General features: G+C 68.9%; 13 protein-coding genes. 8 read left to right on the forward strand and 5 right to left on the reverse strand.

Translation table 11 applies throughout. The annotated features are described in order from the left end of the window. Positions 1–49 precede the first annotated feature (49 nt). The 4 genes from N802_RS08645 to pcrA all read left to right on the forward strand — a co-directional run bounded on the left by N802_RS08645 (position 50) and on the right by pcrA (position 4,404). Positions 50–397, forward strand: coding sequence for a PadR family transcriptional regulator (locus tag N802_RS08645; RefSeq protein ID WP_035914786.1), 348 nt, complete (start codon positions 50–52; stop codon positions 395–397). A gap of 3 nt (positions 398–400) precedes the next feature. Further along, positions 401–1,105 (forward strand): hypothetical protein, encoded by a 705-nt coding sequence (locus N802_RS08650; RefSeq protein ID WP_035914789.1) that lies wholly within the window; start codon positions 401–403, stop codon positions 1,103–1,105. Further along, positions 1,102–1,812, forward strand: a complete 711-nt coding sequence (locus N802_RS08655) for a hypothetical protein (RefSeq protein ID WP_035914791.1) — start codon at positions 1,102–1,104, stop codon at positions 1,810–1,812. The genes N802_RS08650 and N802_RS08655 overlap by 4 nt, the downstream gene beginning before the upstream one ends. 93 nt (positions 1,813–1,905) lie before the next feature. Further along, positions 1,906–4,404, forward strand: a complete 2,499-nt coding sequence (pcrA, locus tag N802_RS08660) for a DNA helicase PcrA (RefSeq protein WP_035914794.1) — start codon at positions 1,906–1,908, stop codon at positions 4,402–4,404. Positions 4,405–4,562: 158 nt separating this feature from the next. Here pcrA and N802_RS08665 read toward each other — a convergent pair whose 3' ends face one another. Next, the gene (locus tag N802_RS08665; RefSeq protein ID WP_035914798.1) at positions 4,563–5,018 is read right to left on the reverse strand and encodes a DUF6069 family protein; all 456 of its coding nucleotides are present in this window, start codon (positions 5,016–5,018) and stop codon (positions 4,563–4,565) included. Between the two features lie 94 nt (positions 5,019–5,112). Here N802_RS08665 and N802_RS08670 point away from each other — a divergent pair, with 94 nt between their 5' ends. Beyond that, the gene (locus N802_RS08670; protein WP_052109658.1) at positions 5,113–5,595 is read left to right on the forward strand and encodes a MarR family winged helix-turn-helix transcriptional regulator; all 483 of its coding nucleotides are present in this window, start codon (positions 5,113–5,115) and stop codon (positions 5,593–5,595) included. A 108-nt stretch (positions 5,596–5,703) separates the two neighbouring features. On the opposite strand, the gene N802_RS08675 is transcribed toward N802_RS08670, so the two are convergent. Continuing rightward, on the reverse strand, positions 5,704–6,441 hold the full coding sequence (locus N802_RS08675) for a M23 family metallopeptidase (protein WP_052109659.1): 738 nt from the start codon (positions 6,439–6,441) through the stop codon (positions 5,704–5,706). A gap of 263 nt (positions 6,442–6,704) precedes the next feature. Further along, positions 6,705–7,706, reverse strand: a complete 1,002-nt coding sequence (locus tag N802_RS08680; protein ID WP_084072038.1) for an esterase/lipase family protein — start codon at positions 7,704–7,706, stop codon at positions 6,705–6,707. 196 nt (positions 7,707–7,902) lie between these two features. On the opposite strand from N802_RS08680, the gene sucC reads away from it, so the two are divergent. Beyond that, entirely contained in the window at positions 7,903–9,078 is a 1,176-nt protein-coding gene (sucC, locus tag N802_RS08685; protein WP_035914805.1) for an ADP-forming succinate--CoA ligase subunit beta, read from the forward strand. Positions 9,079–9,128: 50 nt separating this feature from the next. Next, entirely contained in the window at positions 9,129–10,010 is an 882-nt protein-coding gene (gene sucD, locus N802_RS08690; RefSeq protein WP_035914807.1) for a succinate--CoA ligase subunit alpha, read from the forward strand. 122 nt (positions 10,011–10,132) lie between these two features. On the opposite strand, the gene N802_RS08695 is transcribed toward sucD, so the two are convergent. Both N802_RS08695 and N802_RS08700 read right to left on the reverse strand, forming a co-directional pair. Beyond that, positions 10,133–11,158: a hypothetical protein gene (locus N802_RS08695; protein WP_035914809.1), complete on the reverse strand. Its 1,026-nt coding sequence runs from the start codon at positions 11,156–11,158 to the stop codon at positions 10,133–10,135. Beyond that, positions 11,151–11,708, reverse strand: coding sequence for an RNA polymerase sigma factor (locus tag N802_RS08700; protein ID WP_035914812.1), 558 nt, complete (start codon positions 11,706–11,708; stop codon positions 11,151–11,153). The genes N802_RS08695 and N802_RS08700 overlap by 8 nt, the downstream gene beginning before the upstream one ends. Positions 11,709–11,880: 172 nt before the next feature. Here N802_RS08700 and N802_RS08705 point away from each other — a divergent pair, with 172 nt between their 5' ends. Next, the gene (locus N802_RS08705) at positions 11,881–13,125 is read left to right on the forward strand and encodes a cell division protein PerM (protein WP_156971334.1); all 1,245 of its coding nucleotides are present in this window, start codon (positions 11,881–11,883) and stop codon (positions 13,123–13,125) included. Positions 13,126–13,139: the final 14 nt, after the last annotated feature.

A 13,139-nucleotide genomic window follows, 5' to 3' on the forward strand; every position in this document is an offset into this window, starting at 1 on the left:
GCCAACCGGCTAGTTGACTTTCCTATCTAGCTTGCACAACCATCTAGTCATGGCACGTCGGGCAAAGGTGCGCGAGGACAGGCAGAGCCAGTGGCTCAAGGGCGTCCTCGACCTCGCCGTGCTCGCAGCCCTCTCGCGCGAGGAGTCCGCCTACGGCTACACCCTGATGGCGTCCCTCGGGGAGTTCGGGTTCGAGGGGATCAAGGGCGGCACGATCTACCCGCTCCTGGGCCGACTCGAGGACGAAGGACTCGTGAAAAGTGAGTGGGTGACAGGTGACGCAGGTCCCCCCAGGAAGTACTTCTGGCTCACCGCCGCAGGACGCGCCGAGCTCGACGCCGGACGTGATGGCTGGCGCACGTTCAGCCAGTCGATGACGACAGCGCTGGAGGGCTGACACGTGACCACGGACGTGTGGACCTACTCCAAGCTTCTCGCCGAGCAGCTCCGGATCAACGGGGTCAGGGAGTTCAAGGTGCGAGAGATCGTCGCGCAGGTTCAGGAGCACCACCTGTCCACAGGGCAGGACCCCGTCGAGGCCTTCGGGCAGCCCGTCGACTACGCGAGGTCCTGGCGGCCGTTGCGCTGGACCTCATGGCTTATCCGGCTCGTGGCGCTCTGTGCGGGATGGGCGGGACTGATGGCGGTCTTCGCGGCGATACTGCCGATCACCCCTACCGCCTGGACTCAGGATCTCGACATCACGGCGGCGTCGATGGCCCTCGGCGCCGGGTGGGCGGCGGGTTCGGTCCTGGTCTGGACGCTGGGGTTCTGGATGAGCCGCCAGCGCGCCCGATCCCTCGGTCATCCGCGCCGAGAACGCCTTGTACGCGCTGCGAGTGTCCTGTTATTCGTCCTCGGAGCAGTGGTCGTTGTCGCGGTTTTCTGGTGGGGCGACGACTCACTCCTCCACCCGTCGGGCACGTTGTTCTCCCAGCCTCGCTGGCTCGTCCTGCTCTTCGGGTTGGTGACCGTTCCGGGTCTGTACTTCTGGGGGCAGCCAAGCCGGTCCATGCCGAGCTACCCGCACGAGCCGCTCTCTACGAAGCTTCGTCGGTTCCTGGGCTGGTCCACCCAGGACACCGGTCCCAGAGGGCAAGCATGACTGTCGACGTATGGACCTACTCCAAGGTCCTCGCCGAGCAGCTCCGCATCAACGGCGTGCCCGAGACCAAGGTCCGAGAGATCGTTGCCCAGGTCCAGGAGCACCACTTCTCGACGGGGCAGGATCCCGTCGAGGCGTTCGGGCACCCTGACGAGTACGCCCACGCCTGGCAGCCGATGCGGTGGGGCTTTTGGCTCTCTCGACTCCTCGGGGCCTGCCTCGGTGCCGTCGGGATCTGGGCCGTGATCTTCTCGTTGACCGCGGGAGACGTGGGCTGGATTCAGGACATGCGCATCGACGGATTCATGCTGCAAACCGTCTCAACGTTCGTGACTCTCGCCATCGTCAACTGGAGCTGGGGGATCTGGGTCCGCCGACGCCGGGGCGAGGCCCTGACCCCACCCCGCGAGAAGCAGTCGTTGACCAAGATTGACTGGGTCGTTCTGGTTGCAAGCGTTCTGCTCGTGGGCGGATCCCTGTGGTACGGGATTGAGTACGTGCTGCCCCCGGGCGAGTTCTACACACAGCCCCGATGGCTCGTCCTCGTCGTCGGGCTCGTCCTGGCCCCCGGGCTGCACTTCACCTTTCCGCCCGATCAGGCTTTGCCGGGTCGTCCCCGGCCGTCCCTTGCAGCCCGGCTAGGGGAGCGCCTGAGTCGCTTCGTGGACCGCCACGAGGGGCTGCGGCGATTCCTCGACAACGGATAGTCGGCCACCCTCGGGCGAGGCCCCCAGTGACGCGTGTGACCGCTGTGGATGAGTCCGGCGATGTGGGCGCCACGACGTAGGGTTGGCGCCAAGATGAGCACCCTTTTCGACGGCATGGACTTCAACGGCACGGGCTTCGGCGACCCCGGTTCCGATCAAGGCAGCGACACCGCGCCCACGAGCGACCACGACACGCACGAGAGCGCCCACGCGGCGCTCGTCAACGCGGCCGGTGTGCCGTCGTGGGCGACCTCCGATGACCAGGCACCGCCGGAGCCGGCCTGGGGCACCACACCACCGCAGGACCCCGAAGCACTCCTCGAGGGCCTCAACGAGGAGCAACGCGAAGCCGTCCTCCACGCCGGCAGCCCCTTGCTCATCATCGCCGGCGCCGGCTCGGGCAAGACCCGCGTCCTGACCCACCGCATCGCCCACCTGCTCGCCGCCCGCAATGTGCAACCGGGCCAGATCCTGGCGATCACGTTCACCAACAAGGCCGCCGCCGAGATGCGCGAGCGCGTGGCCGACCTCGTCGGGCCGCGCGCCAAGGCGATGTGGGTCATGACTTTCCACAGCGCCTGCGTGCGGATCCTGCGCCGCGAGGCCGACAAGGTCGGCATGAAGTCGACGTTCTCGATCTATGACGCGGCCGACTCCCAGCGCCTCATGTCGATGGTCATCCGCGACATGGACCTCGACCCCAAGCGCTACAACCCCCGCACGTTCAGTCACCAGGTCTCCAACCTCAAGAACGAGTTGATCGACGAGGAGACGTATGCCGGCCGCGTGGGTGGGGAGCCCAGCGCCGAGAACCCGGGTGGCACCCATACGGAACGGCTGCTGGCACAGGCCTACACGGCATACCAACGTCGTTTGCGGCAGGCGAACGCGCTCGACTTCGACGACATCATCATGCTCACGGTCCACATGTTCCAGGCGTTCCCGGACGTGGCCGAGCATTACCGGCGGCGGTTCCGGCACGTCATGGTCGATGAGTACCAGGACACCAACCACGCGCAGTACCAACTGATTCGTGAGCTCGTCGGGCACGGCGAGGCACGCGGCGAGCACTCAGTGGAGCCGAGCGAGCTCGTCGTCGTCGGTGACGCGGATCAGTCGATCTATGCGTTCCGTGGCGCGACGATCCGCAACATCGTCGAGTTCGAGGAGGACTACCCGGACGCGCGGACCATCCTGCTCGAGCGCAACTACCGCTCGACCCAAACGATCCTCACCGCCGCCAATGCGGTGATCCAGCGCAACGAGTCGCGACGCAAGAAGAACCTCTGGACCGACTCCGGCGCTGGTGCGCCGATTGTTGGCTACGTCGGCGACAACGAGCACGACGAGGCGTCCTTCGTCGCCCGGTCCATCGACAAGCTCGGCGACGAGCACGGCGTCAAGCCCGGCGACGTCGCGGTGTTCTATCGGACGAACGCCCAGTCGCGAGCCCTCGAAGAGGTCTTCGTGCGCGTGGGGTTGCCCTACAAGGTCGTCGGCGGCACGCGGTTCTACGAGCGCCGTGAGGTCAAGGACGCGCTCGCCTACCTGCGGGTGCTCTCCAACCCTGAGGACACCGTCAACCTGCGTCGCATCCTCAACGTCCCCAAGCGCGGCATCGGCGACCGCGCCGAAGCGGTCGTTGCGGCGTTGGCGGAGCGGGCGCGCATCTCCTTCGTCCAGGCGCTCGGGCGCCCCGAGGATGCCCCCGGCATCGCCACCCGCTCCGTCAGCGCCATCAAGGGCTTCACCTCCCTGCTCGAGGACCTCGGCAAGGTCCGTGACAACGACGAGGCCGGCGTCGCTGATCTCCTCGAGGCCATCGTCGAGAAGTCCGGCTACCTGGCCGAGCTCCGGGCGAGCCACGACCCGCAGGACGAGACCCGGATCGAGAACCTCGCCGAACTCGTGGCCGTCGCGCGGGAGTTCGACGAGGCCCGGGCCGAGACCGGTGAGGTCAACAGCCTCGAGGACTTCCTCGAGCGGGTGTCCCTCGTCGCCGATGCCGACGAGATCCCCGACTCTGCCGAGGCCGAGGAGCAGGGCGTCGTCACGCTCATGACGCTGCACACCGCCAAGGGCCTCGAGTTCCCCGTCGTCTTCCTCACCGGCATGGAGGACGGGACGTTCCCGCACCTGCGCTCGCTCGGCGACCCCAAGGAGCTCGAGGAGGAGCGCCGGCTGGCCTACGTCGGCATCACCCGAGCGCGCGAGCGCCTGCACCTGTCCCGCGCGGCCGTGCGGTCGGCCTGGGGTGCACCGCAATACAACCCTCCGAGCCGGTTCCTCGACGAGATCCCCGTGGACCTGTTGTCGTGGGAGCGCGAGCTCAGCGGCGCCGCGGCGATCGGTCACCGTGGCCAGCGGCCTGCTGTGGCGTCCCTGGCGGCGCGCCCCGGTGTGCGCTCACCCGGCAACCGCCCGATCATCGCGCTGTCGGCTGGCGACAAGGTCACGCACGACACGTTCGGCCTGGGCACGGTGGTGCGCACCATGGGCGAGGCCGACAAGACCCAGGCCGAGGTCGACTTCGGTGGCGAGACCGGCGTGAAGCGCTTCCTCCTGCGCTTCGCACCCCTGGAGAAACTCTGACCGTCCCGCACCGTCCCTGACCAAATCGCAGCGCCAACTTTCCCGCCCCATGAGGGCACCTGGTCCATCCGGATGGAACAGTGCCGTCCGGACCCCCAAGGTTCCCTCATGGGGAGCGAAAGTGGCGGCGCGACGACGCGGTCGGCGCGACGGCCTGATCAGCCGCGCAGCTCGCGGCGGGTTGACACGAAGAACGTCGCTCCGCTGATCAGGTGCATCGCGCTGAGCGCAACCTTCGTTCCGGCGCTCGCCTCGGCGAAGAGCGGCATCGTGACGATGCCGACGATGAGGCCGAGGGCGGCGATGGCCTTCCACGACGTCGGGGCCCACCGCTTGGTGCCCCTCAGCAGAGCAGCGCCGAGCAGCCCGGCCACGACGCTCATGAACGCGACGGAGAGGGCTCCCACTGCCTGTGGCTCTGAACCCATGGGCGTCAGGACGGAGAACTCTGCGCCCGCGACTCGGGCGACTGCGTAGACGATCAGGTTCACGATCGCGGCGATGCCGGCCGTGGCGAGCGCGACGTTGCGTGCACGGGGTACGGCGTGGGTGGAAGTGACCGCCTGGCTGTTCGACAGTTCGGTGCTGGTGCTGGTGCTGGTGCTGGCACTCATGGTGGTTCCCCTCAATGGTTGGTGTGTTCAAGTAATTCGAGCATCAACCCAGAAGCTTGGTGTTGTCAACTGTTTTGTTGGTACAGTTTTCTCCATGGCGACCCGCGACCGTTCACCGAAACCGAGGAGCTCGACGTCGGCTGACATCGGCCGTCTCCTGGTGGCGGCGGGCGAGATGTCCAAGGCCGCCTTCGCCGCTGCCGTCGCGGACCACGACCTCACTCCCCAGACGGCGCGTGCGCTGTTCATGCTCGGCGAGCCGGCGTCGATGCGAGACCTTGCGGAGCACCTGCGCTGCGACGCGAGCAACGTCACCGGCATCGCCGACCGACTCGAAACCGCAGGATGGCTCGAGCGTGTGCCGTCGGCCGAGGACCGTCGCGTCAAGCTCCTGACACTCACCGATTCTGGCCGTGAACTGCGGGAAGAACTCGGTCGGCACGTCACGGCGACGCCCTACCCCGCAGACGCCCTCACCGCGAGCGAACGTTCCGAGCTCGCCCGGCTGCTCACCAAACTGATCGACGCGACCCCTTGCCCGGGCCACCGGGGTTCTCGCGACGCCGCCGCGACCTGAGCCGCAACGCGGCACGGGGGCGGACGGCATACGCGAAGAAACGACGAAGGGCGGCACCCGCAATGGGTGCCGCCCTTCGACGATGCGTTCAGCGCGTGAGCACTCAGCTCACTGGAGGCCCTTGGCCGCCAGCCACGGGGCCGGGTTGACGGCGCCCTTGCCAGCAGGGTGGATCTCGAGGTGGAGGTGCGGACCGGTGGAGCGGCCGGTGTTGCCGGTGCGACCGACGATGTCGCCGGGCATGACGGTGGAGCCGACGCTCGCCGAGAAGCTGCTCATGTGGGCGTACTGCGACTCGGTGCCGTCCCAGTACTTGATCGTGAGCAGCTTGCCCTTGTTGCCGTCCCAGCCCGCGAAGACCACGGTGCCACGGGACATGGCGCGCAGCGGCGTGCCGACGGCGGTGCCGAAGTCGTTGCCCCAGTGCATCCGGCCCCAGCGCATGCCGTAGCCGGACGTGAACTGGGCGCCCTCGATGGGGCTGACCCACTGCTTGCCTTCGCGCTCCATCTTGGCCTTGGCAGCGGCGGCAGCATCAGCCTTCGCCTTGGCGGCGGCGGCAGCGGCAGCGGCCTTGGCCTTGGCCGCAGCAGCGACCCGGGCCTTGTTGCGCGCGACGCGGGCGGTCTGCTCGGCGCGGCCCTGGAAGGCAGCGTTCTGGAGGGAGACCTGCTGGCGGCGCGAAGACAGGTCGGCCTGGTCCGTCACAGCGACAGCGGCTTGGTCACGAGCCGTCTGCGCCTGGGCAGCAGTCAGCTCGAGGGTGCTCGCCAGCGGCGCGGACTCGGCTACAGCGGCACCCGTGGCGGTGACGACCAGAGCAGCGGCAGCGGCGCTGGGCAACACGAAGCCAGGGTGTAGGGCGCGCGGGACTCGGCTTGTCGCAGGTTTGCGATGCCGGCCACGGTGGCGCCCCTCGTATGAAGGGGTACTCAAGGCAGGGATACCTCACGTGCAGGGGACACGGGAGCAACCACCGTAGCGTGACCTCCCCGTTATCCAAACTTTGGTGGGCGATCTTTTCGACCTATTTTCGAAGAAGTGCCCCAGAGGCCGACGATGCCCCGTGCTCACGGGCCGCCGAGCGGCTGCTCACCGTATGACTTGGGTCACTTTCGGGCGCGGACCGTATGCCGTCCGCCCGATTCGCGTCGTCCGTGACCGCCCGTGGCCGACGCGGAACCGCGGCGTGGGGCGATCGGCGTGACGCCGGCGGTGAGGGTTCCGCCCTCGGTGTCGAGCTCGGCCAGGGTCGTGGAGATGCCGTGGACGACATCGCCCACGACGGCGAGGGAGATGTGGCCGACACCGTGGAGGCGGATGTTGCGCACCGAGAGGTCGGGGTGCCGGAGCGCCCCACTGCCCTGCGGCAGGATGACGAAGTCGGTGTCGGACCAGTAGCAGACGAAGCGGGTCGTGCAGCCCGGCGCAGGCTCGTCGAGCTCGCGAAGGAGCCCGCTGCCAGGTCGCATCTGGCCGATGAGTCGCGTGGGCGCGGCGTAGGCCGCGTAGGTCCCGTGGTGCGGTGTGCCCAGCGTGACGAGCGTGTGGACGTGGGCGTCCCCGCCGAGGCGCGTCACGTAGTAGCGGGCGATGAGGCCGCCCAGGCTGTGGCCGACGATGTGGATCTTCTCGTAGCCGGTCTCGCGGACGATCGCCTCGATCTCCTCGCCGAGCTGCGCCGCGGCGGTGCGGATGTCGGCAGTGAAGGGCGAGTAGTTCATGGCGTAGATCGAGCCGAAGCCGCGGCGGGTCAGTCCGCGCCGCAGGAGGGTGAAGATCGACCGGTTGTCGATGAGCCCGTGCACGAGCAGGATCGGTGTGCCCGCGGCCTCGAGGTGCGAGATCAGCAGGCCGCGCTGCACCGGGGCGAGGTGCTCGATGCGGTAGCCGTGGATGCCTTCGGCGCGGTCTTGGAAGATCCCCAGGGGATAGGTGGCGACGTGTGTGCTGAGCCAGGCCCCCTCGATCACCATGCCGATGAACGCTCGCGGCGTGAGCAACGTCCCGACGTTGCGGGCCACATTCCTCGAGGCCGTCATGGTGCGCCGGATCCGGCTCAGCGCGCCCGAACCGCCGCCTGAGGGATGCGTCTGCAGTGATGCCTCCATGGTGATTGAAAGGTATACCGCGCGACCCGGTGGATCGCCATGGAGGCGCCGTGTCATCAGGATCACGCCCTCACACTGTCCGGAAATGCAACCGACGGCGGCGTGCCGTGTCGCTCGGGGCTAGGCTCGCCTCCGGAACGGACCCGTGGCTCCAGCCCGGGTCAGTCAATCGATGACGTGAGGACGGAACGAATCCGTGGACCTTTTCGAGTACCAGGCACGCGACGTGTTCGAGAAGCACGGTGTACCCGTGCTGGCTGGCGCAGTCGCCACCACCCCTGAGGAGGCCCGTGCGGCCGCCGAGACCATCGGAGCCAAGAGCGGCGGCGTCACCGTCGTCAAGGCGCAGGTCAAGACGGGTGGGCGAGGCAAGGCGGGCGGCGTCAAGGTCGCCAAGTCGGCCGACGAGGCCCAGCAGCTGGCCGGGGAGATCCTCGGCATGGACATCAAGGGCCACACGGTCCACCAGGTGATGATCGCCCAGGGCGCGCAGATCGCCGAGGAGTACTACTTCTCGATCCTGCTCGACCGGACGAACCGCACCTACCTTGCGATGTGCAGCAAGGAGGGCGGCATGGACATCGAGCAGCTCGCCGTCGAGCGTCCCGAGGCCCTCGCCAAGATCGCGGTCGACCCCAACGTCGGCATCGACACGGCCAAGGCCCAGGAGATCGTCGACGCCGCTGGCTTCGACGCCGAGACCGGCGCCGCGATCGTCCCCGTCCTCGAGACCCTCTGGAAGGTCTACCGCGACGAGGACGCGACGCTCGTCGAGGTCAACCCCCTCGTCAAGGACAACGAGGGCAACATCGTGGCCCTCGACGGCAAGGTCACGCTCGACGAGAACGCTGAGTTCCGCCACGAGGACCACGCCGCCCTCGAGGACAAGGCTGCCGCTGACCCGCTCGAGGCCAAGGCCAAGGAGAAGGGCCTCAACTACGTCAAGCTCGACGGTGAGGTCGGCATCATCGGCAACGGCGCCGGACTCGTCATGAGCACCCTCGACGTCGTCGCCTACGCGGGCGAGGCGCACGGTGTGAAGCCGGCGAACTTCCTCGACATCGGTGGCGGCGCCAACGCGCAGGTCATGGCCGACGGCCTCGACGTCATCCTCGGCGACGAGCAGGTCCGCGCCGTCTTCGTCAACGTCTTCGGTGGCATCACCGCGTGTGACGAGGTCGCCAACGGCATCAAGGGTGCCCTCGAGATCCTCGGTGACCACGCCACCAAGCCGCTCGTCGTCCGCCTCGACGGCAACAACGTCGACGCCGGCCGCGCCATTCTCAACGAGCTGAACCACCCGCTCGTCACCCAGGTCGACACCATGGACGGCGCCGCGGCCAAGGCCGCCGAGCTCGCCGCCGCACAGTGACATTCAACAACTCGACCCGCTGACGGCAGACCAAAGGAAACGCATCCACTATGTCCATTTACCTCAACGCTGACAGCAAGATCATCGTCCAGGGCATGACCGGCGGCATGGGCTCCAAGCACACCGCCCTCATGCTCGACGCCGGCTCCAACATCGTCGGCGGCGTCAACGCCCGCAAGGCCGGCACGACCGCTGAGATCGGCGGCCAGGAGCTCCCCGTCTTCGGCTCCGTCAAGGAGGCCATGGAGGCCACGGGCGCCAACGTCTCGGTCGCCTTCGTCCCGCCGCAGTTCGCCAAGGACGCCGCCATCGAGGCCATCGACGCCGAGATCCCGCTCCTCGTCGTCATCACCGAGGGCATCCCGGTCAAGGACACGGCCGAGTTCTTCAACTACTCGATCGGCAAGAAGACCCGGATCATCGGCCCGAACTGCCCCGGCATCATCACGCCGGAGGAGTCGCTCGCCGGCATCACGCCGCACACCATCGCGGGCAAGGGCCCGATCGGTCTCGTGTCCAAGTCGGGCACGCTGACCTACCAGATGATGTACGAACTGCGTGACTACGGCTTCACCACGGCCATCGGCATCGGCGGCGACCCGATCATCGGCACCACGCACATCGACGCCCTCGAAGCGTTCGAGGCCGACCCCGAGACCAAGGCGATCGTCATGATCGGCGAGATCGGTGGCGACGCCGAGGAGCGCGCCGCGGCCTACATCAAGGAGCACGTCACGAAGCCGGTCGTCGGCTACGTCGCCGGCTTCACGGCTCCCGAGGGCAAGACCATGGGCCACGCCGGCGCCATCGTCTCCGGCTCGTCGGGCACCGCCCAGGCCAAGAAGGAGGCCCTCGAGGCCGCTGGGGTCAAGGTCGGCAAGACGCCATCCGAGACGGCCGAGCTCATGCGCGAGATCATGCGGAGTCTCTGACAGCCAGCACCTGGCTGACCCTGGACTGACGCGCACAGCGCAACGCGAGCGGGCGGCATACCGAGAATTTTTCGGTATGCCGCCCGCTCGCCTTTGTCTGGCGCGGTCGCCTCAGTCGCCGGTCACCTCGCGGCGGCGGCATCCATGAGCCGACCCAGGGCCGCCCAGGTGCTGGCTGAGTTGGCCTCCCGCTGCCCGGTGATGACGATCGTGGCGGTGTTGGTGTTGCCGCGCATCGCCACGACTCCGACGTAGTCGGTGCGTGGTCCGCTGCCGTTGGGGTAGTCGGAGGTCACGGCGACGGTGCCCGCGCGCGGTCCGGCCTTGATGGTGACGTCGGGGTCGGGATTGGACGCGCATTGCGGGTCGGCGAGCATCGCCCGCACCACGGCGGCCGGCTCACTGTCGTTGCTGTCGCCGTCCGAGGAGAGGTTCGACGTCTGGACGCGCTGCCCCCCGATGAAGTCCCCAGTCGTCGTGTCCTTCATCCACGTCACGCCGGCGGGTGCGACCTCCGCGTTGGGATCGCACACCATCATGGCTCCGACGGTGGCCTCGTTGGGCCATTCGGACACGATCGATTCGGCGACCCCGGCAGATGTCCACGCCGCCGCACCGAGGAAGAGGCTGCTCGCGGGACGCGGCGACCCGACGGTGTGGATCGTCGGGGGCGTCTGTCCTGCCGGGGGTGGAGTCGAGCCACCGCCGGCCGGCGCCGACGCCTTCGGCTGCCCCGGCGTCGGGTCGGAGGTGGCCGTGGGTGACCGCCTTGTCGGCGAACTGCTGGGCCTCGGGGCCACAGCGCGTGTGGCGGATGAACTCGGCGCGAGAGTGGGTGTCGGCCTGGTGGTCGTGGTCGGGGTGTCCGACACGAGCGAGGGTGACGGCGTCGCGGGAAGCGGTGGGGGAGCGGCGTCCTCGCGGGCGAGGCCACGGAAACCCAGGGCTCCGACGATCACCACTGCTGCCGCGACGGCAGCCGTGATGGCGAGCATGCGGCGACGGTGGTCGGCGGCGCCGCGGGCCCGGACGAACGCCGGCTCCGGCAGTGGGGTGGCCTCCACGTCGGCACGCAGGGACAGGAGTGCGGAGCGCAGGAAGGCGTCGTCGTCGGGGGTCCACGTGTCGGTGGTCTGGAGCTCATCCATGGCGAGCCTCCTTCCTCTGGGGGCTGGGCATTCGGGCTGTGGTGGTGGCTGCCCCGCTCGGGGCTGCTGGGCCGGAGCGGAGCAGGTCCGCGAGTTGGGCTCGGCCGCGGTGGAGCCTGGCCTTGACGGTCCCCGCCGGGACGCCCAGTTCTGCCGCGATCTGTTCGATGCTCCGGTCGCCGAGGTAGTGCAGCGCGACCGTCTCGCGAAGCGCCGGGCTCAGCTGCCGGAGGGCGGCGACGACGGCGACGCGGTTCTCGTCGGGTTGGGCCTGGGTCGCTGTCGCTCCGTGCCGGGTGTAGGCGCGGTCGCGGGCCTTGCCGCGGCGCCACTGGGAGATGGCGATGCGGCGGGCGACGGTGCGGACCCAGGCCGTGGGGTCGTCGTGCGTGGAGACGCGGGTCCAGTCGCTCCAGGCCTTGGCGAACGCCTCCTGGGTGGCGTCCTGCGCGAGGGTGAGGTCGCCGGTGGTGGCGTACACGAGGTGCACGACCCTCGGTGCGGCTGCTCGATAGAAGTCATCGAACGACTGCGTATCCCTGTCCCTCACGGCTTGCCCCCTGGTCGGTCGGTCTCCATCTTCACCCCAGCAGACGCGCGAGCGGGGCCAAAGGTTGCACGGTACGCACGGGGGAATTGCAGGCCCGGGTGAGAGTCCGGGTCTGGCCGGCTCGGCGTGTGCGCCACGGTCCGAGGCGGGCACCGGGGGAGACTGGGCGGCAATGACAGTCATGGATCTGCTGCGGGGCGTTCGCCCCTCTGACGACGCCGACGGCGAGAGGATGCCTCGGGCGTCGTGGCTTCCCGACCCGGCACGCGACGTCCTCATCGGCGTGGTGACCGGTCTCCTGTCGCTCCTCGTCGTGCTCGTGCCCACCGTCCTCGGCTGGATGCTCGACCCGCGCCCGGCCGCGTCCTTCGCCGAGCCGCTCGGCGCTGGCGCGTCCCTGTGGCTGCTCGTCCAGGGGGCACACCTCGGGTCCGGCGCGATGGTCATCGCCTTCCTGCCGCTCGTGCTGGGTGCTCTCGCCGTCTGGGGAGCCGCCCGCGGGGCGAGCCGGGCGCTGGCAACCGCCGATGTCGATGATGCGTGGTGGGCCGATCTGTTGCCGCGTTCGGTTGCGGGCGTCGCCGTCCGCTGGTGGATCGGGTATGCCGTCGCCGTCGGTCTGGCTTCCGCCCTCACCCTCGCGGGGTCGTTGCCCCTGCGGTGGCCCAGTCTGGCGGCGCCCCTCGTGGCCGTGCCCGGGCTGGCGCTCATCGTGGCCCTGCGGCGACTGGCCCGAGAGGCCGAGATCATCGGGCCACGCCTCGAGGCCAGGGTCCTGCCGGACGTCGTCCGTCGGGCCGCGCGTCCTGCGCTTCGCGGACTGATCGTCGTGCTCGGGGTGGCGTTGTCGATCGTGCTGGCTGCGATCGCGCTGAAGTGGGACTCGGTGACGAACCTCCAGAGCGAGATCGGCGGTGGCGTGCTCGGCGGCGTCCTGCTCGTGGCCGTGCAGGCCGCCTCCCTCCCGAACCTCGCGCTCTGGGTCGTCGGACTCCTCGCCGGACCGGGCTTCTCCGTCGTCGACGGGGCACACACCTCCGTCGCCGGGACGACGAGCGGGCTCATGCCGCTCGTTCCGGTCTTCGGCGCCATGCCGCAACCGGGGACCTATCCCTGGCCGGTACGCCTGCTCGTGCTGGTCCCCGTGCTCATCGGCGCCTTCATCGGCCGGCGCTCGCTCACGTCGGTGGCTCGCCTGTCCTCCCTGCGGACCAAGGCGTCCGTCGCTGCTGTCGCGTGCGTGCTCGTCGCTGGTGCGGTGGGCGTGCTCGACGCGATCGGCGGCGGGTCACTCGGTGCCTACCGGCTCGGCGACATCGGCACCCCGGCTCTCTGGACGTCGGTCGTCCTCGGAGCCGAACTGCTCGTCGGCGCGCTCGCGGTCGTTGCGTGGGACGCCTGGCGTCTGCGCCGCTGACGTCGTCCTTGACC

The organism is Knoellia sinensis KCTC 19936 (genome assembly GCF_000768705.1).
GTDB classification, from domain to species: Bacteria; Actinomycetota; Actinomycetes; order Actinomycetales; family Dermatophilaceae; genus Knoellia; species Knoellia sinensis.

Excerpts from the sequence above, each read along its gene's own strand:
- N802_RS08655 (WP_035914791.1), top strand. The coding sequence starts at position 1,102 with ATGACTGTCGACGTATGGACCTACTCCAAGGTCCTCGCCGAGCAGCTC.
- N802_RS08705 (WP_156971334.1), top strand. The coding sequence starts at position 11,881 with ATGACAGTCATGGATCTGCTGCGGGGCGTTCGCCCCTCTGACGACGCC.
- sucD (WP_035914807.1), top strand. The coding sequence starts at position 9,129 with ATGTCCATTTACCTCAACGCTGACAGCAAGATCATCGTCCAGGGCATG.
- N802_RS08665 (WP_035914798.1), bottom strand. The coding sequence starts at position 5,018 with ATGAGTGCCAGCACCAGCACCAGCACCAGCACCGAACTGTCGAACAGC.
- pcrA (WP_035914794.1), top strand. The coding sequence starts at position 1,906 with ATGAGCACCCTTTTCGACGGCATGGACTTCAACGGCACGGGCTTCGGC.
- N802_RS08670 (WP_052109658.1), top strand. The coding sequence starts at position 5,113 with ATGGCGACCCGCGACCGTTCACCGAAACCGAGGAGCTCGACGTCGGCT.
- N802_RS08645 (WP_035914786.1), top strand. The coding sequence starts at position 50 with ATGGCACGTCGGGCAAAGGTGCGCGAGGACAGGCAGAGCCAGTGGCTC.
- N802_RS08695 (WP_035914809.1), bottom strand. The coding sequence starts at position 11,158 with ATGGATGAGCTCCAGACCACCGACACGTGGACCCCCGACGACGACGCC.
- N802_RS08680 (WP_084072038.1), bottom strand. The coding sequence starts at position 7,706 with ATGGAGGCATCACTGCAGACGCATCCCTCAGGCGGCGGTTCGGGCGCG.